At 72.4% G+C, this 24822-nt stretch carries 24 protein-coding genes; 10 read left to right on the top strand and 14 right to left on the bottom strand.

The window, feature by feature from the left end:
• Positions 1 to 46: 46 nt before the first annotated feature.
• Both J2X26_RS17360 and J2X26_RS17355 read right to left on the bottom strand, forming a co-directional pair.
• On the bottom strand, positions 47 to 637 hold the full coding sequence (locus tag J2X26_RS17360; RefSeq protein WP_307493958.1) for a TIGR03086 family metal-binding protein: 591 nt from the start codon (positions 635 to 637) through the stop codon (positions 47 to 49).
• Positions 638 to 699: 62 nt separating this feature from the next.
• Positions 700 to 1929, bottom strand: a complete 1230-nt coding sequence (locus tag J2X26_RS17355) for an FAD-dependent oxidoreductase (RefSeq protein ID WP_307493957.1) — start codon at positions 1927 to 1929, stop codon at positions 700 to 702.
• A 70-nt stretch (positions 1930 to 1999) separates the two neighbouring features.
• Between J2X26_RS17355 and mshD the strand changes: the two genes are divergently transcribed.
• From mshD to J2X26_RS17340, 3 genes are read left to right on the top strand one after another with little or no spacing between them, the layout of a single operon-like run.
• Positions 2000 to 2971 carry a mycothiol synthase gene (mshD, locus tag J2X26_RS17350; protein WP_307493956.1) on the top strand — a complete coding sequence of 324 codons (972 nt, stop codon included), beginning with the start codon at positions 2000 to 2002 and terminating at the stop codon, positions 2969 to 2971.
• On the top strand, positions 2968 to 5205 hold the full coding sequence (locus J2X26_RS17345; RefSeq protein ID WP_307493955.1) for an RNA degradosome polyphosphate kinase: 2238 nt from the start codon (positions 2968 to 2970) through the stop codon (positions 5203 to 5205). The genes mshD and J2X26_RS17345 overlap by 4 nt, the downstream gene beginning before the upstream one ends.
• Positions 5202 to 6179 carry an NUDIX hydrolase gene (locus J2X26_RS17340; protein WP_307493954.1) on the top strand — a complete coding sequence of 326 codons (978 nt, stop codon included), beginning with the start codon at positions 5202 to 5204 and terminating at the stop codon, positions 6177 to 6179. The genes J2X26_RS17345 and J2X26_RS17340 overlap by 4 nt, the downstream gene beginning before the upstream one ends.
• On the opposite strand, the gene J2X26_RS17335 is transcribed toward J2X26_RS17340, so the two are convergent.
• From J2X26_RS17335 to J2X26_RS17325, 3 genes are all read right to left on the bottom strand, one after another.
• Positions 6176 to 7180: an inorganic phosphate transporter gene (locus tag J2X26_RS17335; RefSeq protein ID WP_307493953.1), complete on the bottom strand. Its 1005-nt coding sequence runs from the start codon at positions 7178 to 7180 to the stop codon at positions 6176 to 6178. The two genes, J2X26_RS17340 and J2X26_RS17335, sit on opposite strands and share 4 nt — an antisense overlap.
• Before the next feature lie 5 nt (positions 7181 to 7185).
• Complete coding sequence (locus J2X26_RS17330; protein WP_055911795.1) at positions 7186 to 7806, bottom strand: DUF47 domain-containing protein; 621 nt, start codon at positions 7804 to 7806, stop codon at positions 7186 to 7188.
• Positions 7807 to 8190: 384 nt separating this feature from the next.
• The gene (locus J2X26_RS17325) at positions 8191 to 8790 is read right to left on the bottom strand and encodes a hypothetical protein (RefSeq protein ID WP_307494154.1); all 600 of its coding nucleotides are present in this window, start codon (positions 8788 to 8790) and stop codon (positions 8191 to 8193) included.
• A gap of 172 nt (positions 8791 to 8962) precedes the next feature.
• Here J2X26_RS17325 and J2X26_RS17320 point away from each other — a divergent pair, with 172 nt between their 5' ends.
• The 3 genes from J2X26_RS17320 (at position 8963) to J2X26_RS17310 (ending at position 12758) form a co-directional block, all read left to right on the top strand.
• Positions 8963 to 10447 (top strand): sugar porter family MFS transporter, encoded by a 1485-nt coding sequence (locus tag J2X26_RS17320; RefSeq protein WP_307493952.1) that lies wholly within the window; start codon positions 8963 to 8965, stop codon positions 10445 to 10447.
• 139 nt (positions 10448 to 10586) lie between these two features.
• Positions 10587 to 11060 carry a MarR family winged helix-turn-helix transcriptional regulator gene (locus J2X26_RS17315; RefSeq protein ID WP_307493951.1) on the top strand — a complete coding sequence of 158 codons (474 nt, stop codon included), beginning with the start codon at positions 10587 to 10589 and terminating at the stop codon, positions 11058 to 11060.
• A 33-nt stretch (positions 11061 to 11093) separates the two neighbouring features.
• Positions 11094 to 12758 carry an MDR family MFS transporter gene (locus J2X26_RS17310; protein WP_439897869.1) on the top strand — a complete coding sequence of 555 codons (1665 nt, stop codon included), beginning with the start codon at positions 11094 to 11096 and terminating at the stop codon, positions 12756 to 12758.
• Between the two features lie 69 nt (positions 12759 to 12827).
• Here the strand turns inward: J2X26_RS17310 and J2X26_RS17305 are convergent, their stop codons facing one another.
• The 3 genes from J2X26_RS17305 to msrB form a co-directional block, all read right to left on the bottom strand.
• Complete coding sequence (locus J2X26_RS17305) at positions 12828 to 13277, bottom strand: MarR family winged helix-turn-helix transcriptional regulator (RefSeq protein ID WP_307493950.1); 450 nt, start codon at positions 13275 to 13277, stop codon at positions 12828 to 12830.
• A 110-nt stretch (positions 13278 to 13387) separates the two neighbouring features.
• Positions 13388 to 14170: a nuclease-related domain-containing protein gene (locus J2X26_RS17300; protein WP_307493949.1), complete on the bottom strand. Its 783-nt coding sequence runs from the start codon at positions 14168 to 14170 to the stop codon at positions 13388 to 13390.
• 115 nt (positions 14171 to 14285) lie between these two features.
• Positions 14286 to 14699 (bottom strand): peptide-methionine (R)-S-oxide reductase MsrB, encoded by a 414-nt coding sequence (gene msrB / locus J2X26_RS17295; RefSeq protein WP_307493948.1) that lies wholly within the window; start codon positions 14697 to 14699, stop codon positions 14286 to 14288.
• A gap of 252 nt (positions 14700 to 14951) precedes the next feature.
• Here msrB and J2X26_RS17290 point away from each other — a divergent pair, with 252 nt between their 5' ends.
• From J2X26_RS17290 to J2X26_RS17275, 4 genes are all read left to right on the top strand, one after another.
• The gene (locus J2X26_RS17290) at positions 14952 to 17009 is read left to right on the top strand and encodes a putative bifunctional diguanylate cyclase/phosphodiesterase (RefSeq protein WP_307493947.1); all 2058 of its coding nucleotides are present in this window, start codon (positions 14952 to 14954) and stop codon (positions 17007 to 17009) included.
• 73 nt (positions 17010 to 17082) lie between these two features.
• The gene (locus J2X26_RS17285) at positions 17083 to 17781 is read left to right on the top strand and encodes a TasA family protein (protein ID WP_307493946.1); all 699 of its coding nucleotides are present in this window, start codon (positions 17083 to 17085) and stop codon (positions 17779 to 17781) included.
• A gap of 5 nt (positions 17782 to 17786) precedes the next feature.
• Positions 17787 to 18524, top strand: coding sequence for a signal peptidase I (locus J2X26_RS17280; RefSeq protein ID WP_307493945.1), 738 nt, complete (start codon positions 17787 to 17789; stop codon positions 18522 to 18524).
• Complete coding sequence (locus J2X26_RS17275; protein WP_307493944.1) at positions 18505 to 18714, top strand: hypothetical protein; 210 nt, start codon at positions 18505 to 18507, stop codon at positions 18712 to 18714. Before J2X26_RS17280 ends, J2X26_RS17275 begins: the two co-directional genes overlap by 20 nt.
• Before the next feature lie 42 nt (positions 18715 to 18756).
• Here the strand turns inward: J2X26_RS17275 and J2X26_RS17270 are convergent, their stop codons facing one another.
• The 6 genes from J2X26_RS17270 to J2X26_RS17245 all read right to left on the bottom strand — a co-directional run bounded on the left by J2X26_RS17270 (position 18757) and on the right by J2X26_RS17245 (position 24809).
• Positions 18757 to 20160 (bottom strand): FAD-binding oxidoreductase, encoded by a 1404-nt coding sequence (locus J2X26_RS17270; protein WP_307493943.1) that lies wholly within the window; start codon positions 20158 to 20160, stop codon positions 18757 to 18759.
• A 130-nt stretch (positions 20161 to 20290) separates the two neighbouring features.
• A complete protein-coding gene (locus tag J2X26_RS17265; protein ID WP_307493942.1) occupies positions 20291 to 22081 on the bottom strand; it encodes a sensor histidine kinase in 1791 nt (596 codons plus the stop codon).
• A 7-nt stretch (positions 22082 to 22088) separates the two neighbouring features.
• Positions 22089 to 22439, bottom strand: a complete 351-nt coding sequence (locus J2X26_RS17260) for a response regulator (RefSeq protein ID WP_307493941.1) — start codon at positions 22437 to 22439, stop codon at positions 22089 to 22091.
• Entirely contained in the window at positions 22436 to 22621 is a 186-nt protein-coding gene (locus J2X26_RS17255; protein WP_307493940.1) for a hypothetical protein, read from the bottom strand. Before J2X26_RS17255 ends, J2X26_RS17260 begins: the two co-directional genes overlap by 4 nt.
• Positions 22618 to 24102 carry a glycosyltransferase gene (locus tag J2X26_RS17250; protein ID WP_307493939.1) on the bottom strand — a complete coding sequence of 495 codons (1485 nt, stop codon included), beginning with the start codon at positions 24100 to 24102 and terminating at the stop codon, positions 22618 to 22620. Before J2X26_RS17250 ends, J2X26_RS17255 begins: the two co-directional genes overlap by 4 nt.
• Positions 24099 to 24809, bottom strand: a complete 711-nt coding sequence (locus J2X26_RS17245) for a PHP domain-containing protein (RefSeq protein ID WP_307493938.1) — start codon at positions 24807 to 24809, stop codon at positions 24099 to 24101. Before J2X26_RS17245 ends, J2X26_RS17250 begins: the two co-directional genes overlap by 4 nt.
• Between the last annotated feature and the right edge of the window lie 13 nt (positions 24810 to 24822).

Raw genomic sequence — 24822 nt, 5'->3', positions numbered from 1 at the left:
GCCGGGGTCACGACGACCCCGGCCTCCTGCGCGCGTCAGGCTCGTCTCAGGGGGTCCAGGACGGGGAGCGCCCGAGGTAGCGCAGCAGGGCCTCGACCGGGCCGTCCCCCTCGGCGGCGGGCAGCGCGGGAGCGTAGGCGAACCCGCGCAGCGGCTCGACGAACTGCACCGCGGCTTCGTGCAGCGCCGCGGCGAGCTCGGGCGTGAGCGGCGAGGGCCGGCCGGTGGCCACCGCGATGTCCCAGGCGTGCACGGCCGCGTCCAGCGCGCACGCGCTCGCCCCGACCCACGGCGCGAGCGGGCCCACGGGCAGCGGGGTCGTGACGTCCGGGCCGTCCGCCGGGACGGTCGACCAGGCGAGGGCGGCGGCGCGGGTGGCGGACTCGACGAGGTCGACCGGGTCCCCGGCGAGTTGTCCGGAAGGCTCGAAGGGGTTCTCCGTGGGCCAGCCCTCGCCGGTGATCGTGGCGGCGTAGCCCTGCTGGTCCCCCACGGCGTGCTGCAGCACCTGCGCGACGGTCCACAGCGCGCAGGGCGTCGGGCGGTCCCAGCCGTCCGACGGCACGGACGCCGCAGCTTCGCGCAGGGCACGGTGCGACTGGTCGAGGACGGTCCACGTGCTGGTCTGGTCGGTCATCGTCGTACCTTCCGTCGGCGGGTCGATGACCTCAGCATATCAGAACGGAATGTTCCATTCCACTACTCTTCCCACAACCGCCGCAGGTTCCGGGTCGCCTCGCGGCCGGCGCGGTTGGCGCCCACGGTCGACGCGCTCGGGCCGTACCCGACCAGCTGGATCCGGGGGTCCGCGACGACCTGGGTGCCGTCCATGACGATGCCGCCGCCGGGAGCGCGCAGGCCGAGGGGGGCGAGGTGGTCGAGCGAGGCGCGGAACCCGGTGCACCACAGGAGCGTGCGTGCCTCGACGTGCGCGGCTCCGCCGACCCAGCCCTCACCCGGGCCGTCGGGGTCGTCCCACTCGACGCCGTCCGGGGTGATGCGGGAGAACATCGGCCGGGCGCGCAGGACCCCGGCGGTGATGCCGTTGCGGTAGGCGGGCGTGAGCGGCAGCCCGGTCACGCTGACGATGCTCTGCGGTGGCAGCCCGGCGCGGGTGCGCTCGTCGACCTGCGCGACGGCGTCCCGGCCGACCTCGGGCGTGAACGTGTCGTCGCGCCAGGCGGGCGGCCGACGGGTGACCCAGGTGGTCGTCGTGACGCGGGCGAGCAGGAGCGTCAGCTGGACGGCCGAGGTGCCTCCGCCGATCACCACGACGTGCCCGTCGGCCAGGTCCTCGGGGAGCCGGAAGTCGTGCGAGTGCAGCTGCCGCCCGCGGAACCCGCCGCGGCCGGGGTAGGCCGGCCAGAACGGCTTCTTCCACGTGCCCGACGCGTTGATGACGCCGCGCGCCCGCCACACGACGGTCTCCCCTGTCCGGTCGACGCTGTGCGAGCGGACCAGGAGCCGCTCGGGCTCCTCGGTGTCGGACTCCACGCGGTCCACGAGGACGGGGCGCTGGACGCGGAGCTCGAACGCGTCCTCGTACTGCGCGAAGTAGTACGGGACGGCGAAGGCGGCGGGTTCGGTGGGGTCGCCGACGACCAGTGGCATGCCCGGCAGCTCGTGCACGCCGTGCGCGTCGGCCATCGTCAGGCCCGGCCACCGGTACTGCCACGCGCCACCGGCCTGCGCGCTGTCGTCGAGCACGACGAACGTGGCCGCTGCGCGTTCCCAGCCGCGCTCCCCGACCGCGACGAGCCCCGCGCGCCGCAGGTGGTAGGCCGTGGACAGGCCCGCCTGCCCGGCGCCGATCACGACGACCGTCACGTCGACCGGGGCGGTCGCCTCGTCCGCGCGTCGCGCCCGCCTCGACCGGCGGGTGTCCTGCGGGCGGTCGTCGTGCAGCGGGGCGTTCCGCGAGGCATCCATCGCCCGCCAAGGTACCCGCTCACCCGGGCGGAGCCATCGGGCCCAGCCCCAAGCGTGGTGGGATGGGGCCATGCTCGACGACGTGTCCGCGCAGGTCATCCTCAGTGCGACAGCCGGCCCGCTGTCCGCCGGCGCCGCCGATGCCGTGCGCGCCCTCGCGGACCGGGCTGCCGCGGTCGACGGCGTGCCCCCGCTCTCGGAGCAACCGCTGCTGTGGCTCAGCGCGAGCGAGGCGCCCGTGGTCCACCTGCACGCGACGCTCGGCGCCGACCTCGTCGGCTACGCCCAGCTCGACGTGGGCACGCAGACCTCCACCAAGGCGGAGCTGGTCGTCGACCCGGAGCACCGCCGCGCCGGGGTCGGCCGCGCGCTGCTGACCCGGGCGCTCGCCGAGACCGCGGTCGTCCCGGGGCGCACGCTGCGGGTGTGGGCGCACGGCGACCTGCCGGCGGCGAGGGGGTTCGCCCAGGAGCTGGACATGGCCGTCGTGCGTGAGCTCCTCCAGATGCGCGTCGACCTGACGACGCGGCCGGCGAACCCGCCCCGGCTCCCCACGGGGGTCACGGTGCGGCCGTTCGAGCCGGGTCGCGACGAGGAGGCGTGGCGCCGCGTGAACTCCCGCGCGTTCGCGTACCACCCGGAGCAGGGGCGCATGACGTCGGCGGACCTGCGCGCCCGGGAGTCCGAGCCGTGGTTCGACCCTGCCGGGTTCCTGCTGGCGGAGCGCGACGGGATCCTGCTGGGCTCGGTGTGGACCAAGGTGCACCCGGCCGGCGAGCACGGACCGGACCCGGTGGGCGAGATCTACGTGGTGGGCGTGGACCCGGACGCGCAGGGTCTGGGCCTGGGCCGCGCGCTGACCGCGCTGGGCCTCGACCACCTGACCGCCCGCGGCCTGGGTGCGGCGATCCTCTACACCGGCGCGGAGAACACCGTCGCGGTCCACACGTACGAGCGCGCGGGCTTCGTCCGGTCGGCCGTGGACGTGATGTTCGGTTCGGATACCCCGAGTTCACCTCCGGGTGTCACGATGGGCGCATGACGGACGCCACCGCCCTCGACCCGGCCCTGGCCGCGGCCATCGCCGAGCACATGGCCCAGAGCGACTTCGCGGAGCACATCGACACCGCCGAGCCGCTGCCCGACGGACGGTTCCTCGACCGTGAGCTCTCCTGGCTCGCCTTCAACCAGCGCGTGCTGGAGCTGGCCGAGGACGGGGACATCCCGCTGCTGGAGCGCGTGCGGTTCCTGGCGATCTTCGCGTCCAACCTCGACGAGTTCTTCATGGTCCGGGTGGCCGGCCTCAAGCGGCGCATCGCCACCGGCATCGCGGTCACGGCCGCCTCGGGGCTGTCCCCGCGGCAGGTCCTGGAGGCGATCAGCGAGGAGGCGCACAAGCTCACGGCCCGCCACGCGGCGGTGTTCGCCGAGCAGGTGCAGCCGGCGCTCGCGCAGGAGGGCATCACGCTGGTCCGCTGGGACGAGCTGGGCGAGAGCGAGCAGGACCGGCTGCGCAAGTTCTTCCGTCGGCAGATCTTCCCCGTGCTGACGCCGCTCGCGGTGGACCCGGCGCACCCGTTCCCGTACATCTCGGGGCTGTCGCTGAACCTGGCCGTCGTGGTCACCAACCCGGCGACCGGCAAGGAGCACTTCGCCCGGGTCAAGGTGCCGCCGCTGCTGCCGCGGTTCATCGCCGTCGACGCGTCGGGCCGGCCGAGCGCACCGGACGTGCAGGCCGCGTCCCCCGAGAAGGGCCCGATGTCGTTCGTGCCCGTCGAGGACGTCATCTCGGAGCACCTGGAGCAGCTGTTCCCCGGCATGGTCGTCCAGGAGCACCACACGTTCCGGGTGACCCGCAACGAGGACGTGGAGGTCGAGGAGGACGACGCCGAGAACCTCCTGAAGGCGATGGAGAAGGAGCTGCTGCGCCGCCGCTTCGGCCCACCGGTGCGCCTCGAGATCGCCGACGGCATCAGCCCGCGCATCCGCAACCTGCTCATCCGGGAGCTCGACGTCGCGGAGGACGAGGTGTACCAGCTGCCGGCGCCGCTGGACGCGACCGGGCTCAACCTCATCGCGGACCTCGACCGGGCGGCCCTGCAGTTCCCCCGCTTCGTGGCCTCCACCCCCCGCCAGCTGGCCGAGGTGGAGAGCGCGACGCCCGCGGACATGTTCGCCAAGATCCGCGAGCGCGACATCCTGCTCCACCACCCGTACGACTCGTTCTCGACCTCCGTGCAGACGTTCCTGCAGCAGGCCGCGGCGGACCCGCAGGTGCTGGCCATCAAGCAGACCCTGTACCGGACGTCGGGCGACTCCCCCATCGTCGACGCCCTGATCGACGCCGCGGAGGCCGGCAAGCAGGTGCTGGCGCTGGTGGAGATCAAGGCGCGGTTCGACGAGCAGAACAACATCTCCTGGGCGCGCAAGCTCGAGCAGGCCGGCGTGCACGTGGTCTACGGGATCGTCGGCCTCAAGACGCACTGCAAGCTGTCGCTGGTGGTGCGTCAGGAGTCCGACGGGCTGCGCCGCTACTGCCACATCGGCACGGGAAACTACAACCCGAAGACCGCGCGGCTCTACACCGACCACGGGCTGCTCACCAGCGACCTCGAGGTGGGCCAGGACCTGACGCGGCTGTTCAACCAGCTGTCGGGCTACGCGCCGAAGTCCCGGTTCCACCGGCTGCTGGTCGCGCCGCGGTCCGTGCGCGCCGGTCTCGTCGAGCGCATCGACCGTGAGGCGGACGCCGCGCGGATGGGCCAGCCGGCGTGGATCAAGATCAAGGTCAACTCGATGGTCGACGAGGCCACGATCGACGCCCTGTACCGGGCGTCCCAGGCGGGCGTCCCCATCGACATGGTCGTGCGCGGCATCTGCGCGCTGCGCCCCGGGGTCCCCGGCCTGTCCGAGACCATCCGCGTCCGCTCGATCCTCGGCCGGTTCCTCGAGCACTCGCGCATCTTCGCGTTCGCCAACTCGACGGCGCAGGCCGACGCCCCCTTCGAGGGCCCCGAGGTGTACATCGGCTCGGCAGACCTCATGCACCGCAACCTGGACCGCCGCGTCGAGGCCCTGGTCCGCATCGCCGACCCCGACCAGGTCAGCGAGCTCATCGAGCTCATGGACGAGTCGACCGACGACGGCACGTCCTCGTGGCACCTCGAGCAGGACGGGACCTGGCAGCGGCACCACCGCGGCCCGGACGGACCGCTCGTGGACCTGCAGGCCGCACTGATCTACCGGCAGCGCCGCCGGCCGGGCACGGGACGGTGAGCCCAGTGGCCGCACCGGTCGTCGTCGAGGCGGCCGGGGCCCTCGTCTGGCGCGTCCGTCTGGGCACGCTGCAGGTCGCGCTCGTGCACCGCCCGCGCTACGACGACTGGTCGTGGCCGAAGGGCAAGGTGGACCACGGCGAGACGATCCTCGCGGCGGCGACCCGTGAGGTCGCCGAGGAGACCGCGCACGACGTCGTCCTCGGGATCCCGCTGCCCGGGCTCGAGTACGCGCTGTCCGACGGCCGCCGCAAGCGCGTCCATTACTGGGCCGCCCAGGTGGCCGGCCGCCCGGACGCCGCCGCGCTGCGTGCACGTGCCCCCGTCCCGCCCGTGTCGCCGAAGGAGATCGACCAGCTGCGCTGGTTCGACGTGGCCACGGCCGCCAAGCGGCTCACCCGCGACGACGACCGGGCCCCGCTGGCCGAGCTGGTCGAGGCGTACGAGAAGGACCGCCTGGACACGCGCGCGCTCGTCATCGCCCGGCACGGGACGGCCCGCCGCCGATCGGACTGGAAGGGCACGGAGCTGGACCGGCCGCTCACCCCCGAGGGCCAGCGGCAGGCCCGGGCGCTCGTGCCGGTGCTGTCCACGTTCGGTGTCGCGCGCGTGGTCACCAGCGCGTGGGCGCGATGCGTCAGCACGGTCGCGCCCTACGCGGCGTCCGCGCAGATCGCTGCCGAGGTCCTGCCCGTGCTCACCGAGGCGGAGCACTCGACGTCGCCCGCCCGGGTGGCGGCGGAGGTCCTCCAGCTCCTGGAGCAGACCGGGGACGCCGTGCTGTGCACGCACCGGCCGGTGCTCCCGACGGTGGTCGACGTGCTGGCGCAGCACGCCCGCCGCAGCGTCGCGGACGCCTTGCCCGCTGCGGACCCGTTCCTGCACCCGGCGCAGGTCCTCGTCGCGCACGTCGCGCAGACCCCGAAGGGCCCGCGCGTGGTCGCGACCGAGACGCACCGCCCGGGCGAGGTCTAGGTCAGGATCGGGTTGAGGATCCAGTAGACGCAGGCCGCCACCAGGGCCGCCATCGGGATGGTCAGCACCCACGCGGTGCCGATGTTCTTGGCGACACCCCAGCGGACCGCGGACAGACGCTTGGTGGCGCCGACGCCCATGATCGCCGAGGTGATCGTGTGCGTGGTCGAGATGGGCGCGTGCAGCCAGTAGGCGCTGGCGTAGAGCACGGACGCGGCCACGGACTCGGCGACGAAGCCGCGGGCGGGGTCCAGCTCGATGATCTTGCGGCCGAGCGTGCGCATGATGCGCCAGCCGCCGGAGTAGGTGCCCAGCGAGATCGCGGTGGCCGCCGACAGCTTGACCCACAGCGGGATGGCGTCGCCCTGGTTGTAGAAGCCGCCGGCAATGAGGGCCAGCATGATCACGCCCATGGTCTTCTGCGCGTCCTGGAGGCCGTGCCCGAGGGCCATCGCCGCGGCGGACGCGGTCTGCGCCAGCCGGAAGCGACGCATGGTGCGGGCCGGCGCGGAGTTCCGCACGAGCCACAGCACGCCCACCATCAGCGCGAACGCCAGCGAGAAGCCGACGACCGGCGACAGGATCATCGGGATCACGACCTTGTCCAGGATCGCGCCCCAGTACACCGTGACGTTGGCCGCGATGCCGGCGCCGGTCAGACCACCGATGAGGGCGTGCGTCGACGACGACGGCAGCCCGAGCCACCAGGTGATGAGGTTCCAGCTGATCGCGCCGATCAGGCCGGACAGGACGATGATCAGCGCCTCCTGCGAGGAGACCCCGCCGACGTTGATGATGTCCTCGGCGATGGTCGTCGCCACCTGGGTGCCCAGCAGGGCGCCGACGAGGTTGAAGACGGCCGCCATGATGAGCGCGGCGCGAGGCGTCAGTGCGCGGGTCGACACCGAGGTGGCGATCGCGTTGGCCGCGTCGTGGAACCCGTTGGTGTAGTCGAACCCGAGCGCGAACGCGACGACGATGATGACGAGCGCGAGTTCCACCGAGCTCAGGACTCCTTGAGCGCGATGGTCTCGACGGTGTTCGCCACCTTCTCGAACGCGTCGGCGGCGTCCTCGAGCTTCTCGACGATCTCCTTGACCTTCATCAGCTGGATGGGGTCGGTGACCTCGTCGAACAGCTGGGCCAGGAGCTTGCGGTGGATCTTGTCGGCCTGGTTCTCGAGGCGGTTGACCTCGACCCAGTACTCGGACAGGGAGTCCATGGAGCGCAGCCGGGGCATGGCCTCGGCGGTGAGCTCGGCGGCACGCTGGAGCACCTGGACCTGGTCGGAGACGCGCGCGGGCAGGGCATCGACCTTGTACAGGACGATGAGGTCCGCGGCCTCCTCCATGAAGTCCATGCAGTCGTCGAGGCTCGAGGCCAGCGTGTAGATGTCGTCCCGGTCGAACGGGGTGACGAACGTCTGGTTGAGCCGACGCATGATCGAGTGGGTCGCGTCGTCCGCCTCGTGCTCGGCGTCGGCGATGCGCTTGCCGATCTCCTTGCGGGTGGAGCGGTCGGCCCCGAGCATCTCGCCCAGCAGGTTGGCGCCGGTGACGAGATGGATCGCCTGAGCGGCGAAGAGGTCGAAGAACGTGGTGTCGCGCGGGGTGAGGCGCAGGCGCACGGCGGGCTCCGGGGAGACAGGGTGGGAGGAGGGAACAAGCAGGGTGGGAGGAGGGAACGACCAGCGGGGAAGGGCGGGATCAGGCTAGGTCACGACTGCTTCTGTGCCTAACGCGCGACGACGCGCGCGTGGACACATGGTGACAGCCAGATGGCCACGGCGGCGACACGTGGTCCACATCGACAGGGTGGGCGACGCCGGACCGCGGAGCGCCTCTCGGCGCGAGGCCGCTCGAAGCGGCTTGAGATGGAGCCCGGGGCTACCGCGGCCCGACGTCGCCGCTCATCGTACGCCCGCCCGCTCGGCGCGAGCGGGTGATCGACGCCCGCCGTCCCGGCCATCCGGCCCGGACCTGCGCCTTCACCCGAGCGTACGTGGGCGACGTCACTCCAGCCGGTCGGCCCGCCAGAGCGACGCGGCGTGCTCGAGCTCCTCCGCGGTGCGCACGAGGGACGCGGCACCGCGGGTCAGTCGCTGGGCCGCAGACGGGTCGACGTCGTCCAGGTGGTCGGCGTCGAAGGCCGCACCTGTCGCCAGCACGCGGCCGAACGCCGCCGCCCGCTCCAGGGCGACGTCGAGATCACCCGTGTAGACGCCGGAGAGGACCTCGTCGGCCACCGCGAGGACGTCCGCCGGGCCCGGCGCCTCGGCCACGCCGGCGACGACGTCGTGCACCGGGGCGGCCGCGACTCCGAGGCGGTACCGGTCGGCGACGGTCGCGGGGTCCCGCCGGACCCACTCGCGCAGCACGTACAGCCGCCAGAGCGCACCGGGCAGGCTGTCCGCCGGGCTGTCGGACCACAGGGCGGCGACGACGTCGAGGCCTTCCCGCTCGACCAGGGACACCAGCCGGGCGACGACCTCGGGGTCGTCGTTGGCCCTGCCCTGGTGCACGAGCGCCGCTGCGGTGGTGTGAGCAGCCTCGTTGCGCAGGGCAGGGTCGTAGCCGCCGGGCAGCTCCTCGGCCTGCGCGGGATCGAGCATGGCGGGGCGCCGAGGGCGCTTCGCTCCACCGGTGCCGTCCATCGGACGATCTTGCCTCCCCCGCCGCGCCCCGGCCAACAGCCACGCGCCCGACGTGCGCCTCTACCCGGTCGGGGCCAAGGTGGGGGTGTTCTCCCCGGGAGCGGCCCGGGGTCCGACGGAGGTGCAGATCATGTCCCAGGCAGCGTCGCCGCAGGGGGCGACGGGCGGCTCGGCCGTACCCCCGCACCCGTACAAGAACAAGGCCATCGGTCTCGCGGTCGCCGCGGCGGTCGGTGGCTTCCTCTTCGGCTTCGACAGCTCGGTCATCAACGGCGCCGTCGACGCGATCGAGGGCGAGTTCGAGATCGATCCCGCCGTCACCGGGCTCGTCGTCGCGATCGCCCTGCTGGGCTGCGCCTTCGGTGCCTGGCTGGGTGGCAAGCTCGCGGACCGCTGGGGACGCACCCGCGTGATGTTCCTCGGGGCAGTCCTGTTCTTCGTCTCCTCGATCCTGTCCGGCATCGCGTTCGGCGTCTGGGACCTGGTGCTGTGGCGCATCATGGCCGGCATCGGCATCGGTATCGCCTCGGTCATCGCACCCGCGTACATCGCCGAGATCGCCCCGGCGGCCATGCGCGGCCGGCTGGGGTCGCTCCAGCAGCTCGCCATCACGCTCGGTATCTTCGCGGCCCTGCTGTCCGACCAGCTGCTGGCGACGGCGGCGGGCGGCGCGTCCGAAGAGCTCTGGCTCGGGCTCGAGGCGTGGCGCTGGATGTTCATCGTCGCGGTCATCCCGGCGGCGGTGTACGGCATCCTCGCGCTCCAGATCCCGGAGTCGCCCCGCTACCTCATCGCGACGGGCAAGCGCGAGGAGGCCAAGAAGGTGCTGGCCACGACGTTGCCGGAGAACGACGACGTCGAGGCGCACGTCGTCCAGATCGAGCACACGATCGCGACGGACAAGAAGCTCGCGTCCCAGGCCAGCCTGAAGGGTCCGCGGTTCGGGCTGCTGCCGGTGGTGTGGATCGGCATCCTGCTGTCGGTGTTCCAGCAGTTCGTCGGCATCAACGTGATCTTCTACTACTCGAACACGCTGTGGCAGGCCGTCGGGTTCGAGGAGAGCCAGTCGTTCATGATCTCCACGATCACGTCGGTCACCAACGTGCTCGTCACGTTCATCGCGATCGCGCTCATCGACAAGATCGGTCGTCGGCCGCTCCTGCTCACCGGTTCCTTCGGCATGGCGGTGACGCTCGGGCTCATGGCGCTCGCCTTCACGCAGTCGACGGGGACGGGCAAGGACGTGACCCTCGACGGCTCGTGGGCAGTCATCGCCCTGGTCTCCGCGAACCTGTTCGTGGTCTTCTTCGGCGCGACCTGGGGCCCGCTCGTCTGGGTGCTCCTGGGCGAGATGTTCCCCAACCGCATCCGTGCGGCCGCACTCGGCGTGGCCGCGGCCGCGCAGTGGATCGCCAACTTCCTCATCACGGTGACGTTCCCGCCCCTGCTCGACACGTTCGGGGCGTCGATCCCGTACCTCATGTACGCGATCTTCGCGACGCTGTCCTTCTTCTTCACGCTCTGGAAGGTGCCCGAGACCAAGGGCATCGAGCTGGAGGACATGGAGGGCGTCAAGGTGGACCGCACGCGTCGGGGGGCGGCACCGGCCGCCTGAGACCAGCACCACCGCACGGCCGGACCTCCCTGCGGGTCCGGCCGTGCGGTGTGTGCGGGAACACAGGAATACATGCGCTCATCAGTTGCTTGAAGCAAGCGTTAGTCATATGGTTGCGTCGAGCAACAAAAGGAGCCGCATGTCGTCCGACCTGCCCGAGACACCCCCGCAGACGCTGCTGCGGTCGGTCGAGGCGTTCAGCCGCACCCTGCGCGAGTCGTCCCTGGGGGTGGCCCGCGACATCGGGTGCTCCAAGGGCACCCTCGCCATCGTCCGGATCCTGCAGCGCCGCGGCACCCTCCAGGTGAGCGACATCGCGCACGCCCTGCGCGTGGACATCTCGGTGGCCAGCCGCCAGGTCAGCCAGCTGGTCGACGACGGGCTGGTCGAGCGCACGGTCGACGACGGCGACCGTCGCGTCCGCACGATCCGCCTGTCCCCCGCCGGCCGCTCGCTGGCCGTCGACATCGCCGCCGTCCTGGAGCGGCGCGCCCACGAGGTGTTCGCCGACTGGTCGAGCGAGGAGCTGGCCGATGCCGCCGCGACCCTCGACCGGCTGACCACCACGCTCGCCGACCGAGCACCGGCCGACGCCGTCCTCACCCCCGCCTGAACCTCCCCAGCCCAGCACCACGAGAGCGAGACCATGTCCAGCACCACCGCACCAGAACCCACCAGCACCGCCGAGATCGTCGACGGCAGCACCCCGAAGATGACCCACCGCGAGGTCCTCGAGGCCCTCTCGGGCATCCTGCTCGGGATGTTCGTCTCGATCCTCGCGACGAGCGTCGTGTCCTCGTCGCTGCCGCGGATCATCTCCGACCTCGACGGCACGCAGTCGGCCTTCACCTGGGTGGTCACCGCCACCCTGCTCACCACCACGATCTCGACCCCGATCTGGGGCAAGCTGGCCGACCTCGTCGACCGCAAGCTGCTCATCCAGCTCGCGCTCGTCATCTCGGTGGTCTCCTCCGCCCTCGCCGGGCTGTCCCACGGCACCGGGATGCTCATCGGCATGCGTGCCCTGCAGGGCATCGGCGCCGGCGGCCTCACCGCGCTGGGCACCGTCCTGATCGCCGACATCATCAGCCCGCGCGAGCGCGGCCGGTACATGGGCCTCATGGGCGCCGTGATGGGCATCGGCATGGTCGGCGGCCCGCTGCTCGGCGGTGTCATCACGGACAGCGCGGGCTGGCGCTGGAACTTCTTCATCGGACTGCCGTTCGCGGTCGCCGCGATCATCGTGCTCCAGCGCACGCTGCACCTGCCCGCACGCAAGGCGCGCAAGGTGAAGATCGACTACGCCGGGGCCACGCTCCTGTCGATCAGCATCGCGACCCTGCTCCTTTGGATCACGTTCGCGGGCACCTCGTTCGACTGGGCCTCGTGGCAGACGGCCGCCATGGTCGGCGGTTCCCTGCTGGCCCTCGCGGCCGCGATCTGGGTCGAGTCCCGCGCGAGCGAGCCCATCATCCCGCTGCACCTGTTCAAGAACCGCACGCTGGTCCTGTCCGTCGTCGCCAGCATCGCCGTGGGCGTCGCACTGTTCGGCACGTCGGTGTTCCTCAGCCAGTACATGCAGCTGGCCCGCGGCAAGACCCCCACGCAGTCCGGCCTGCTGACCATCCCGATGATCGTCGGCCTCCTCGTGTCGTCGACCGTCTCCGGCCAGATCATCAGCCGCACGGGCAGGTACAAGAAGTTCATGATCGCCGGCGCCGTCCTGCTCACGGCGGGCCTCGGGCTCATGGGCACCATCCACTTCGACACGTCGTTCACGCTGGTGTCGCTCTACCTCGTGATCATCGGCGCGGGCGTCGGCATGCTCATGCAGAACCTGGTGCTCGCCGTGCAGAACACCCTGGACGTCCGCGAGATCGGCTCCGGGACCTCGACCGTGGCGTTCTTCCGGACGCTCGGCGGCGCGCTCGGCGTGTCCGCGCTGGGCGTCGTGCTCTCCCACCGGGTCACCGACCTGATGGTCCGCGGCCTGGTCGCGATCGGCATCGACCCGTCCGCGATGGGCTCCGACGGCGCGATCCCGGACCTGTCGACGCTCCCCGACAACGTGCGGATCGTCGTCGAGCAGTCCTTCGGCAACGCCATCGCGGACCTGTTCCTGGTCGCCGCGCCGGTCGCGCTGATCTCGCTGATCGCGGTCCTGTTCCTCAAGGAGGTGCCGCTGGGCACGCGCTCGGGCATCGAGCGGCTCCTCGAGCAGGAGGGTGAGGCGCTCTCGACGGGATCGGCCGGCGTGGACGCCGAGCTCGACGCGCTCGACGCGGAGCAGAAGGTCACCCCGCGCAGCTGACCTCACCGCACGAGCAACAGCGCCGCCCAGCCCCTCCGGCCGGGCGGCGCTGTTGTGCTGGAGGTGCGCTCAGTGCGCCCGGCGGGCCGCCGCCAGGTCCGCGTTGAGCCGGCCGAGCTGGGCGGCCAACCCTTCGACGTCGGTCTCGCTCCACCCGCTCAGCGCGTGCCGCAGGAACGCGCGCCGCGCCTGCTGAGCGGCCTCGAAGCGGCGCAGACCCTCGTCGGTGAGCTCGAGGAGCTGGCCGCGGTAGTCGTCGGGGTCGGGCCGTCGCGACACGAGCCCGAGGGTGCCGAGCCGGGCGAGCTGGCGGGACATCGTGCCCCGCCCGACGCCGATGGTCGTGGCCAGGTCGCTCGCCCGCACGCCCGGCGAGGCCGCGATGAGCGCCAGGAGCGAGTAGGCGGCCGGTTCGAGGTCCGGGTGCACGTCCCGGGAGATCTGGGCGGAGGAGGCCTGCGCACGCCGCAGGAGGAGACCGAGCTCGCGCTCGAGCTGGCGGAACTGTTCGTCGACCACGGTCACATCCTGACGGGACCCCTACGAATATCGCCGCATCGCCACCCGAGCAGAAAGGGTGCGTTTCAGCAGATCACCGCGGGGATTGGGTGTCAACACCCAGGGTGTGCTCAGCGCGACCAGGTGGCCCGCTGGCGCGCGACGTGCGCGATCGCCATGATCCGCGCCGGGTCGAGCCGCACCGGCATCGCACGGAAGACCGTCTGCACGTCCTGGCGGGCGATGGCGAACGCGTCGTGCTGCGGCTGGACCGAACGCACCTCGAGGTCGCCGTGCACGACGACGACGCCGCGCACCGTGATCGCGGCGCACGCCGCGGCGAGCAGGGCACCCTGCACCCGGGTGGCCTCGAGCCGCGCGTCGCGCAGGTAGGACATGGACCGCCCGTCGACGACGAGGGTGCGTCCCTCGACGACGATGCGCTGGCCGGGGTGCCGCCGTTCGGCGACCGTGAAGATGCCGGCCGGACCGATGAGGAGGTGCTCGACCATGCTGCCCTGCCGGCCGAGCGGCACGTCGTGGACGACCTGCCAGCCCTCGTCGCCCATCCGCTCCAGCCGCGTCCGCACGGAGCTGCCGCGCTCGCCGCGGATCGCCGCGAGGTTGATCGTGTCCCAGTCGTCCCCACCCAGCCACGCCTGCAGCGCCGACTCGTCGACGGGGTCGAGGGCGCCGGCGCCGGAGGTGGGCAGGCTCATGGCGAGCTCGGCGACGTCGGCGCGCAGGTACGCCTGCGCCGCGCGGCGCAGGCCGGCCTCGTGCTGCGGGTCGTCGACGACGACCTCGCCGGACTGGAGGTCGACCGAGCCGACCCGGGCACCGCTCTCCTGCGTGACGTAGAGGCGGTCGGCGCCGTAGCGCCTCCACCGCCGCACTGTCAGGACATCTTCCACGTGAGCATTATCGGCACCTGCGGGCCACGACTTCACACGTGTCGACCATCTGGACGTCACCCGTCCGGGGTGTCCTGCTCGGCGCGCCGCGGGACACCCCGGAGGAGTGAGTGGATCAGGCCGTCTCGGCCCCGAGAGGCTCGAACGTGAGGCTCACCGAGTTCATGCAGAACCGGTCGCCCGTCGGGGTCTGCGGCGCGTCGTCGAACACGTGCCCGAGGTGCGAGCCGCACCTCGCGCAGCGCACCTCGGTGCGGACCATGCCGAGGCTCCGGTCGGAGATGAGCTCCACCCGGTCACCGGCCAGCGGCGAGAAGAAGCTGGGCCAGCCGCAGTGCGAGTCGAACTTGGTGTCGGAGCGGAACAGCTCGTTGTGGCAGGCCCGACAGCGGTAGACACCCTCCCGCTTCTCGTCCAGCAGCTCCCCGGTCCACGGCCGCTCGGTCCCGGCGCGGCGCAGCACCGCGAACTCCTGCGGCTCCAGCTCCAGGGCCCACTGCTCGTCGGACTTGGTCACCTCGTACGTCATCGGATCCTCCTGGGATGAGTTGGCGTCCGTTGCAACCGTCGGCGGGACGCGGACGTTCCCGGACGATCCCGACGCGCCGGACCAGCGCTCTGACCTGGCCTGTCGCTGTGCGGCGCAACTTCCGCATACTCTCGGCTCAGCACGGCCCCCTCCCGAGCCGCGCTCGCCCCAGCTCGTGAGGTCCACGTGCCAAGAGCAGTCCGCCGCCGCTGGCCGCTGACCCGATCGTTCGCGGTCATCAGCAGCGTCGCCATGCTCGTGCTCGGATGCGCGCTCGTCTGGGTCACGTGGAGCGTGATGAGCCAGCAGTCGGTGCGCGACGGGATCGCGACGGCCGAGACGGTGACGAACTACGCGACGGCGACCGTGCCGACCGACTCCTTCGTGCTCCCGGAGAACCTCGACCAGACCCAGAAGGACGCCGTCGCGACGGCGACCTCCGGCTTCGGTGAGCGGCTGGTCGAGCTGCGGCTCTGGGCCCTCGACGGCTCGCTCATCTACAGCTCGGCGGACCACACGGAGACCGGGTTCCCCGACGGCGACCGGCTCGACCTGGTCACCACCGGCGGCGAGCCGAGCGCCCGCGTGATCACCGACGTGCGCGGGTCCGGCACCAGCTCCGAGGGCGGCACCGAGCGTCACGTCCTCGACGTCTACGTGCCGGTCCACGCCGGCGACGTCGTCGACCCCGACCCGTCGCGCGAGGACTCCGACGTGATCGGCGCCGCCGAGGTGATGCTCGACCACACCGCCGCGGGTGCCGCGCTCGCCGAGGCCGTCCGCACGCTCGCCCTCGTCGTGGCGCTCGGCCTGCTCGCGCTCTGGATGGTGCTGTTCCGGACCGTCTGGACGGCGTCCCGCCGCCTGCAGGCCACCGCCCTGGAGAACGCCCGCCTCGCGCTCCTCGACTCGCTCACGGGCCTGCCCAACCGGCGCATGCTCGCGGAGCGGATGCGCCGCACCATCCTCGAGGCGGAGGAGACCGGCTCCCGCGTCGGGCTCATGCTGCTGGACATCGACCGGTTCAAGGACATCAACGACTCGCTCGGCCACGACCGCGGCGACGAGCTGCTGGAGCAGGTCGCCGAGCGGCTGCGCGGCGCGCTGCGGGATGACGACGTGGTCGCGCGGCTGGGCGGCGACGAGTTCGCGATCCTGCTGCCCGACGTGCGCTCCGTCGCGAACGCCGAACGGCTGGCGCGACGCGTGCGCGGGCTGTTCGTGCCGCCGTTCATGCTCGGCGAGCTGCCGCTGCACGTCGACACCTCCGTCGGCGTCGCGTGCCTGCCCGACCACGCGACGGACCCGTCGTCGCTGATGCGCACCGCGGACGTCGCCATGTACGCGGCCAAGCACCACCGCACGGGCGTCTCGGTGTACTCGGCCGACGAGGACGACTCGTCGCCCGCGCGCCTCGTCCTGCTGGGTGACCTGCACCGCGCGCTGACCCCCGCGCCGGGCGCCCCGCGCGAGCTGCGGATGCACTACCAGCCGAAGATCGAGCTGGCGACGGGCCGGACGGTGGGTCTCGAGGCGCTGATGCGCTGGGTGCACCCCACGCGCGGCGTGCTGCCGCCCACCACGTTCATCCCGCTGGCGGAGCAGTCCGGCCTGATCCACGACGTCACGCGGTACGCCCTCACCGAGTGCGTGACGCAGCTGGCCGCCTGGCGCGCCGAGGGCCGGGCCACGCCCGTGGCGGTCAACCTGTCCGCGCACGACGTCACGACCGTCGCCGTCGTCGACCTCATCGAGTCGCTGCTGGAGGAGCACACCGTGCCGGCCGACCTGCTCGAGGTCGAGATCACCGAGACCGCCCTGGTGGCCGACCCGTCCCGCGTGGTGCCCGTGCTGGAGCGGCTCGGCGCCTTGGGGATCCGCGTGGCGATCGACGACTTCGGCATCGGCAACACGTCGATCTCCCAGCTGCGGGACCTGCCGGTGGACGAGCTGAAGATCGACCGCCTGTTCGTCGCCGACCTCGGCGTCGACGGCCGCGAGGGGTCCGAGGTCGTGGTGCAGGCCATGGTCGACCTCGCGCACTCCTTCGACCTGCGCGTGGTCGCCGAGGGCGTCGAGGACGAGCCCACCGCGGTCATCCTGCGCCGGCTCGGGGTCGACCAGGCGCAGGGCTTCCTCTACTCGCAGGCGGTGCCGGCGGACGACCTGCGGCTCACGCCGTCGGTGCCGCGGCCACGCCGGGACCGGGCCGGCACTCGCGGCGGTGTCGCCGTCGCCGGGTCGCGTCCCGCCACGACACGCCACACGCGTCCTCCCAGGTCACCTGGCACGGACGACACGAACGGGTGAGTATCGTGCGTTCGGCTCAAGTCGGACGCGGGGATGGCCGATAACAAACTATTCACCTACGGGGGTTCCCACCATGATGGACGATCTGCTGCAAGAGATGATCGACCCGGCGCCGGTGCACCACGACGCACCGCGGCGACGACGACTCTGGAGCACCGTGGCGATCGTCGGCCTCGCGGCCGTCGGCGCCACGACGCTGACCACGTCGGCGATCTTCACCGACAACGACTCGACGTCGGCGACCATCGAGAGCGGCACGGTCGACCTGGCCATCGGCGAGGACGTCCCGTTCGTCTTCGCGCCGGGCAACCTCGTCCCCGGGGACTCGACGTTCGCCCCGCTCCAGGTCCAGAGCAACGGGTCGCTGGCGCTGCGGTACTCCATCTCGTACGCCGCCACCATGGCCACGAACGCGCTGCCGAACCCGGACCTCGATCCCCCGGCGGTCGCCGGCGACCTGCGTACCGTCCTCGAGCTCCGCGTGTACGCCGTCCCGCAGGCCAGCTGCACGGCGGCCGGGGTCGCGGGTGCGACGCAGCTCAACGACGCGGCGACGGTCACCAACTGGCCCTCGACCGTCACCCGGCTCGTCGGCGACAACTTCCCCGGTGGGCAGGCGGGCGACCGCGACCTCACGGTGGACCCGGCGACGGCGAGCGAGTGGCTCTGCTTCCGGGTCGACTTCCCGCTCGGGTCCGGCAACGACTTCCAGGACGCCGGGGTGACGCTCGACCTGACGTTCAACGCCGAGCAGACGGCCAACAACCCCTGAGCCTGATGACCTCCTGGTCGGACGGGCAACGAGACGCCCCAGCCGTCGACCGACGCGCGCCGCGCGTGATCGGTCGGCGGCGCTCTCGTGCCCCGAAGCCGACCTGGCGCCGGCTCCTCGGCGTCGCGCTGTGGACCGTCGTCGTCATCTGCGGAGCGGCGTACGCCACGTCGCTGGCCGTCCCCCTGTGGTTCCAGATCCACCAGCAGCGCATCCTCATCGTGACCTCGGGCTCGATGGCGCCCAAGTTCGACGCGGGCGACGCGGTGGTGCTCCGCGCGATCTCCGACGAGTCCGACCTCAAGGTCGGCCAGATCATCTCGTTCTGGCCGACGGGCTCCGACGAGCTGGTCACGCACCGGATCGTCGCGCTCCGCAAGCTGCCCGACCTCCGGCAGGACGAGGCCACCGGCAACATGGTGCCCAAGCTCGACGCCAACGGGGAGCGCCTGACCAAGTCGTACGTCGTGACCAAGGGCGACGCCAACGAGGACGCCGACGTCAACGCGACCCCGATCGGCCGCATCCGCGGGGTCCAGCTGGCTGTGCACAAGGGCTGGGGCTGGGTGCTGCAGTGGGCCGGCTCGCCGCAGGGACGCGCGGTGATGCTCGTGCCTCCCCTGGTCGCACTCGCTACGCTCGAGCTGCTCGCGATGGGTGATGCCCGGCGCGAACGCCGCGGGGACCCCGTCTCCCGCCCGGACAGCGCAGACAGGAGGGTCGATGAGCTCCTCCTCGACTGAGCCTCCCGCCACCGACGTCCGTCGGCGCACCTTCCTGTCGGTGGACCGCAGCGGCCTCGTGCGTCTCGGGGTCGCGGTCGCGTTCGCGCTGGCGGCCATGCTGAGCCCGCTCGTCGGGTCGACGTCCGCGCAGTTCACCGACGGCGCCGAGGTGTCGATGACGTTCTACGTGACACCCGAGCAGCCCTAGCGCCGGACCGGCCTGGATCGGCCCGGCCCGGCGCCTCCTGGCTCAGGACCGGACGCCGCGGGCGGCGAGCAGCACCGCGTCGGGGTCGTAGACCATCGAGAGCGTCTGCAGCCGTCGCGCGACGGGCGGAGTGAACACCCGCTGCGCCCACAGCGGACCCGCGGAGCCGGTGAAGTTGGGCAGGCCGCCGTCCCGCGCCCACTGTGCGAACCCGTCGTGCACGCGCGCGGTGTCCCGGGTGACCACCTGCGCGATCTCCGGGACCATGACGCCGATCGTGAAGAGCGAGAACGCCGCGTCGCGGTACGGGAACGCGCTGGGCACCCCGCCGTCGTCGAGGACCTTGCCGCCCAGCTGGCGCACCTCCACCATCGCCTGTGCGGTCTGCGCGTCGGGACCCACCAGCTCGAGCAGCCGGTCGGCCGCCTCCAGGGGGAACGCGTCGAGCAGGCTGTGGTGCTCGTGCAGGGGCATCGGGTCGATGGGGTCGCTGTGCACGTCGCCGAGCGCCGCGTACGGCATGACCTGCACGGTGTCGATGAGCGGCGGCGCGACGGAGCGGATCGCGCGGATCATCTCCTCGCCCACGGCCGGGTCACCCGTCCACGCGAACCGCACGGCGACCGAGGTCGTGCCGCGCAGCGGCTCGGGGAACACGTCCAGGTCGGGCAGGCGCATCACGGCGATCGACGTGGTGCCCGCCTCGGGCAGCACGTCGCACCACCGGCTCCAGGTGCGGACCACGGCGGACGCGTCGGCACCGGCGAACCACAGAGCACCCGCGTACAGCTCCGCCTGCTCGATCAGGTCGATCTCGACGGCGGTGACGATGCCGAGCGTGCCCTTGCCGCCGCGCAGGCCCCAGAACAGCTCCGGGTGGTTCGTCGCGGTGACGCGGCGGGCGACGCCGTCGCCGGTGACGACCTCGAACGCGCGGACGGTGTCGGACGCGAGCCCGTGGGTCCGGGCCACCGGGCCCAGCCCGCCACCCGTCAGGTAGCCGACGACGCCGACGTCGGGCGAGGAACCGGCCAGCCCGGCGAGCCCGTAGGGCGCGCACGCCTCCAGGACGGCCGCCCACCGCACGCCGGCACCGATGCGCGCCCAGTGCTCGTCGGCGTGCACGGTGAGCTCGTCGAGGGCCGCGGTGCTGACCAGGATCGCGTCCTGCATGGTCTCCGTCGCGCCGTGGCCCGTGCTCTGGACCGCGACCCGCAGCCCCGCCGAGGCCGCCACGCGGACCGTGCGGCTGACGTCCTCCGGGTCGCGCACGGGGACGACCGCGACGGGCCGGATCGCCTTCGTGAGGTTGCTGGTGCCGGTGAGCGCGGTGTACGCCTCGGTGCCCGGCAGGTGCACGGGCACTCCTGCGTCGGAGAGCACCGTGACGGCTGCGGCGGTGGCCGGGCGGTAGTCCGCGCTGATCGGCGAGCTGAGGATGGTCATGAGGGTTGTCCTTCGTCGTCCTGTCCTGCGCCGTCGTCGGCGCACGGGCAGGAAGGGACGCGGGTCACCCTGTCTGATACATCCTGGGATGTCCGAAGTTACCGGGGAGTACCCCGGCGGTGTGTGCCGGTCAGCCGGGCGGGGTCGCCAGGAGCGTGATCGTGAACGTCGTGCCCTCGCCGAGCGTGCTCGTGATCGCGAGGGTCCCGCCGTGCGCGTCGACGACGGCCTTGGTGATCGACAGCCCCAGTCCGACGCCCGGGATCGCACGGCGGGTGGCCGTCGACGCCCGGAAGAACCGGGTGGTCAGCTGGGAGAGCTCGTCGGGCGGGATGCCGATGCCGGTGTCCGCGACCACGATGTCCGCGCCCCCCGACGCGTGGGGGCCGTGCGGCGTCACCGCGACCCGGACGGTGCCGCCCGACGGCGTGAACTTGATCGCGTTCGACACCAGGTTGTCGACGGCCTGCGCGAGCCGGACCGGGTCGCCGTCCAGGAGGGTCGGGACCGCCGACGCGTCGAGCCGGACACCCGCGGCGTCCGCCACCGGGGTGGCAGCCTCGACCGACGCGCGCACGATGTCGGCGACGTCGATGCGCTGCGGTGCGATCGAGAAGCGGCCCGCGTCCACCTGCGCGCTGAGCAGGAGGTCGCCCACGAGCCGCAGCTGCCGGCGGGCGTTCCGCTCGATCACGGTGAGGTACTCCCGCTGCTCCTCGGTCAGCGGGTCCGTGCCGTCCGTGAGCAGCTCCAGGTAGCCCAGCACCGACGTCAGCGGGGTGCGCAGCTCGTGGCTGACCAGGCTGACGAACTCGTCCTGGAGGCGGGCCGCCTCGCGCTCGGAGGTCACGTCGGTGGCGACGACGACGTACCCCGTCGTGGTGCCGTCCGACTCGGAGCGCCGGGTCACGGCGAGCCGGACGGTCATGCGGGCGTCGTCGCGCGCCACGTAGGTCCAGTCGCGCACCTCCGGGCGACCGGCCAGGGCGGGCGCGACGAGCGCGTCGACGAGCGCCTGCGGGTTGTCGACCGGGGAGTCGTCGGCGAACAGCAGGCTGCGGCGGGCCTCGAGCTCCGCCTTGTCGTGGAAGTCGGTCAGGCGCATGCGTCCGACCACCTCGCCCTGCCCGTACCCGAGCAGCCGTTCGGCCCCCGCGTTGAACACCTCGACCATCCCCGACGCGTCGGTCGCGATGATGGCCTGCTCGGTCGCGGAGTCGATCACGGAGACCAGCGCGTCGCGGGCGGCGCGGCGCTGGTCGGCCACGCGGGCGAGCGAGAGCGCGTCGGCGCGGGCGCGGTCGAGCAGCACGGCCTGGTCCATCTGCAGGGACAGGAGCGCGTTGCTGCGGGCCCGCAGGCGCGCCGTGATCTCGTGCACCGTGGCGGCGACGACCACGGAGACGAGCGTGACGAACAGCGTGCGGACGCCCGTGTCCACGGTGAGCGGCACCGCCGGCGAGAGCAGGACCGGCGAGAGGACGACCCCCGCCACCCCGAGCGCCGACAGCACGATCCCGCGCCGACCGCGCTGCGACGCCAGGGTGATCACCGGGAAGAACACGAGCGTCGTGTACGCCGAACCGGGACCGCCCGTGCCCGTGCGCAGGAACGCCACGGCCAGCAGCTGGAGAATCGGCAGGATGTCCTGCCGGCCCTCGGGCCAGCGCCCCCACGGCAGGAAGCGCGCGAGGACCAGCTGCCCGACGGTGATCAGCGCGGCGATCACGACCTCGGTCTGGCTGGCCACCTTGACGCCCGGGATCAGCAGCGTGAGCAGCGCGACCAGGAAGACCCCGACGAACGGCAGCTGGCGCTCGACCACACCGCCGTCGGGCCCGAGGTGACGAGCCAGGCGACGCAGGTAGCGCGATCCCATGGTGATCAGGTCGGTGCGCTCGTTGGACCAGAGCTCGGTCATGGGCGGCTCACGGCGCACCGCCCAAGGCCCGGGTGAGCGCGAGCTGGACGCCGTCGCCGGAGAACGGCTTCGGCAGCCAGGCCTCGACGTGCGGGTAGTCGTCGGCGTCGAGGACGGACGTCACCACCACGGGCAGGTCGGGCCGCCGGACGCGCAGGACGTCGATCAGCTCCCAGCCGCCCATGCCGGGCAGCCGCAGGTCGACGATGGCGACGTCCACGGAGTCGAGCTCCGGGGCGGCCAGCGCCTCCTCGGCGCTCTTCACGGGGACCACGTCGTGGCCGAGGCGGCGCACGTGCCGGGTGATCAGGGCGAGCTCGTCGGGCTCGTCGTCGACGATGAGCACGCGGGGGGTCACGCCGCACCGCCGTGCAGCAGGAGCGCGCCGACCGTGATCACCAGCGAGACCAGGGCGACGACGACCAGCAGGCGTCGCTCCGAGCGCCGGTTGGACCGGATCTCGTCCTCCAGGGCGTCGGGCGACAGCGTCGCCCACCAGCGGGCGTCGTCGCCCGGGGCCGCCCGGTGCGAGCTGCTCATCCCATCACCCGTCCCGTCTTCTCCGTCTTGTCCCACACCGCGCTGGCCCCCCGCGCCTGCTTGACGTACGCGTCCAGCGTGATCGCGCAGAGCACCGGACCGAAGCCCACCACGTACAGCAGGGGCGTGGCGAGCCACCGCACCGCACGCGACCGCTCGAGCAGCCTCACCACCCAGGCCAGCGCCATCGCGAGCACGGACCACGAGTAGAGCGTCAGGGTCCAGACCATGCGGCCGGTCTCGGACATCTCGACTCCCAGCAGGCTGGGCAGGCGCACCTCCCACAGGTTCGGGAACCAGGCGGCGCTCATCACGACGAGCGCGCCGATCCCCGGGAACAGCAGACCCTGCAACCAGGAGCGGCGTGCGGTCTCCCGGTCGAGCAGCAGGGTCGCGGCGGTGATGAACACGTAGGCGATCACCGCGACCCACCAGAACCCCTGGAACACCTGCGTCGCCGTCACCTCGGCGACGAAGTACAGACCGACCAGGCCCACGGCCGCGAACCCCATCGCGACGGGCAGCAGGTAGATCGCGAACCAGATGATCCCGAAGTCGAGGTTGCCCAGGTGGTGCGTCCGGGACGGCCGGAACCAGACGCGCCGGAAGTCGCGCGTGATCTGCACGTTCCCCCGCGCCCAGCGCACCCGCTGCTTCCAGAGCGCCGTGACCGTGTCCGGCTCCTCCGCGAGCACCACCGCGGCCGGCTCGAACACGACGCGGCGCCCGTTCAGCTGCGTGAGGAAGGTGGTGTAGGTGTCCTCGGCCAGCGTGGTGGTGTCCACCTGTCCGCCGACGGCCTCGAGGTTCTCGCGCGAGTGCAGCTGCGCACCGCCCGCCAGGCACGCCATCGCGCCCATGACGTTCTGCGCGCGCCGGGCGGCGGCCTGCGCGGTCACGTACTCGTAGCCGATGAACCGCGCGACGCTGCCCGGCCGGCCGCTGCCCTCGCGGATGAACGCCGTGACGGCCCCGACCTTCTCGTCGGCGAGGTGCCGGGCCATGCGGCGCAGCGAGTCCGGTCGGTAGATGACGTCGGCGTCCATGATGAGCAGCGCCTGCATCCAGTCGTCGGCCAGGGCGTACCGGATGCCGTGGTTGAGGGTGTGCGCCTTGCCCTGCCCACCCTGCTCGCGACGCAGGTGCACGATGCGGTCGTCGTACTGCGCCGCCTTGGCGCGGACCACGTCGGGGGTGTCGTCGGTGCTCGCGTCGTCCACCACGAACACCTTGAGACGGTCCCGCGGGTACTCGAGGCCCATCAGCCGGTCCAGCGACGCCGCCAGCACGGCGCCCTCGTTCCAGGCGGGGACGATGACGACGACACGTGGCAGGTGCGGCGCGGCCCGGCGCAGGTGGTTGCGGAACCCGTGCACGGGGACGAGCAGGTACTGGTAGAGGCCGGCGAGCACGGGGATCGCGCCGATGCCGACGAAGGCGACGAAGATCGCGACGAGGACGTCCTGACCGACCTCGCTCATCCGCGCACCCAGTCGTACACGCCGACGTCGTCCGCCCGGTGCGCGTCCGTGGACGCGACGAGCAGCACGCCGGCCGCGCGGAGCCTCTCGGCGACCCGCGGGCCGGGGCAGTGCCACTTCTCGTTCACCTCGACCGGGGTACCCGTCCCCACCGCGGCAGCGGCCAGCGCGTCGAGCAGCTGGTCGGGGACGGCGTCCTCGGTGAGGCCGATCTTGGGCAGGACCGAGAACGGGTGCGCCAGCTGCGCCCGCCCGACCGCGTGCATCGCACGGATCGTCGCGGTGACCAGCATCTCGAGCACGTCGGCCGGGTCCAGGCCCGCCTCGATCCGCTGCCGGGTGGACCGCGGGCTCCACGGACCGTCCGGGCCCGGCACCTGGTGGTCGGCGAGCAGCACCCGGTCGGGCCCGTGCGGCGTGCCGAGCGCGGCGAGCACGTCGGGCGGGGCGTCCACGGCGCCGGACGCGTCGAGGATCTTGGCCTCGACCCCGGTGAGCACGGTCAGACCGTCGACCGTCGGCAGCGCACGGACGGCCGCGAGGAACTCCGGGACGTACGTGGTGGACACGCGGACGTGGTCGACCATGCGGAGCTCGCGCAGACCCGCGGCCTGCGCGGCCGCGAGGTTCTCGGCGGGGGTGCTGACCGCGTCGTCGGAGAACGTCGAGTGGACGTGGTGGTCGCCGGTGCGGAACGGCGTGCTCATCGTCGAACGGGTC

Source organism: Cellulomonas humilata (assembly GCF_030814415.1).
GTDB lineage: Bacteria > Actinomycetota > Actinomycetes > Actinomycetales > Cellulomonadaceae > Cellulomonas > Cellulomonas humilata_A.
The sequence above is the reverse complement of the archived record's forward strand: the minus strand, read 5'-3'. Positions and strand labels throughout refer to the sequence as shown.

Coding starts and splice junctions, on each gene's coding strand:
- J2X26_RS17360 (WP_307493958.1), bottom strand. CDS start 637: ATGACCGACCAGACCAGCACGTGGACCGTCCTCGACCAGTCGCACCGT.
- J2X26_RS17355 (WP_307493957.1), bottom strand. CDS start 1,929: ATGGATGCCTCGCGGAACGCCCCGCTGCACGACGACCGCCCGCAGGAC.
- mshD (WP_307493956.1), top strand. CDS start 2,000: ATGCTCGACGACGTGTCCGCGCAGGTCATCCTCAGTGCGACAGCCGGC.
- J2X26_RS17345 (WP_307493955.1), top strand. CDS start 2,968: ATGACGGACGCCACCGCCCTCGACCCGGCCCTGGCCGCGGCCATCGCC.
- J2X26_RS17325 (WP_307494154.1), bottom strand. CDS start 8,790: ATGCTCGATCCCGCGCAGGCCGAGGAGCTGCCCGGCGGCTACGACCCT.
- J2X26_RS17320 (WP_307493952.1), top strand. CDS start 8,963: ATGTCCCAGGCAGCGTCGCCGCAGGGGGCGACGGGCGGCTCGGCCGTA.
- J2X26_RS17315 (WP_307493951.1), top strand. CDS start 10,587: ATGTCGTCCGACCTGCCCGAGACACCCCCGCAGACGCTGCTGCGGTCG.
- J2X26_RS17310 (WP_439897869.1), top strand. CDS start 11,094: ATGTCCAGCACCACCGCACCAGAACCCACCAGCACCGCCGAGATCGTC.
- msrB (WP_307493948.1), bottom strand. CDS start 14,699: ATGACGTACGAGGTGACCAAGTCCGACGAGCAGTGGGCCCTGGAGCTG.
- J2X26_RS17290 (WP_307493947.1), top strand. CDS start 14,952: ATGCTCGTGCTCGGATGCGCGCTCGTCTGGGTCACGTGGAGCGTGATG.
- J2X26_RS17285 (WP_307493946.1), top strand. CDS start 17,083: ATGATGGACGATCTGCTGCAAGAGATGATCGACCCGGCGCCGGTGCAC.
- J2X26_RS17280 (WP_307493945.1), top strand. CDS start 17,787: ATGACCTCCTGGTCGGACGGGCAACGAGACGCCCCAGCCGTCGACCGA.
- J2X26_RS17275 (WP_307493944.1), top strand. CDS start 18,505: ATGAGCTCCTCCTCGACTGAGCCTCCCGCCACCGACGTCCGTCGGCGC.
- J2X26_RS17270 (WP_307493943.1), bottom strand. CDS start 20,160: ATGACCATCCTCAGCTCGCCGATCAGCGCGGACTACCGCCCGGCCACC.
- J2X26_RS17265 (WP_307493942.1), bottom strand. CDS start 22,081: ATGACCGAGCTCTGGTCCAACGAGCGCACCGACCTGATCACCATGGGA.
- J2X26_RS17255 (WP_307493940.1), bottom strand. CDS start 22,621: ATGAGCAGCTCGCACCGGGCGGCCCCGGGCGACGACGCCCGCTGGTGG.
- J2X26_RS17250 (WP_307493939.1), bottom strand. CDS start 24,102: ATGAGCGAGGTCGGTCAGGACGTCCTCGTCGCGATCTTCGTCGCCTTC.
- J2X26_RS17245 (WP_307493938.1), bottom strand. CDS start 24,809: ATGAGCACGCCGTTCCGCACCGGCGACCACCACGTCCACTCGACGTTC.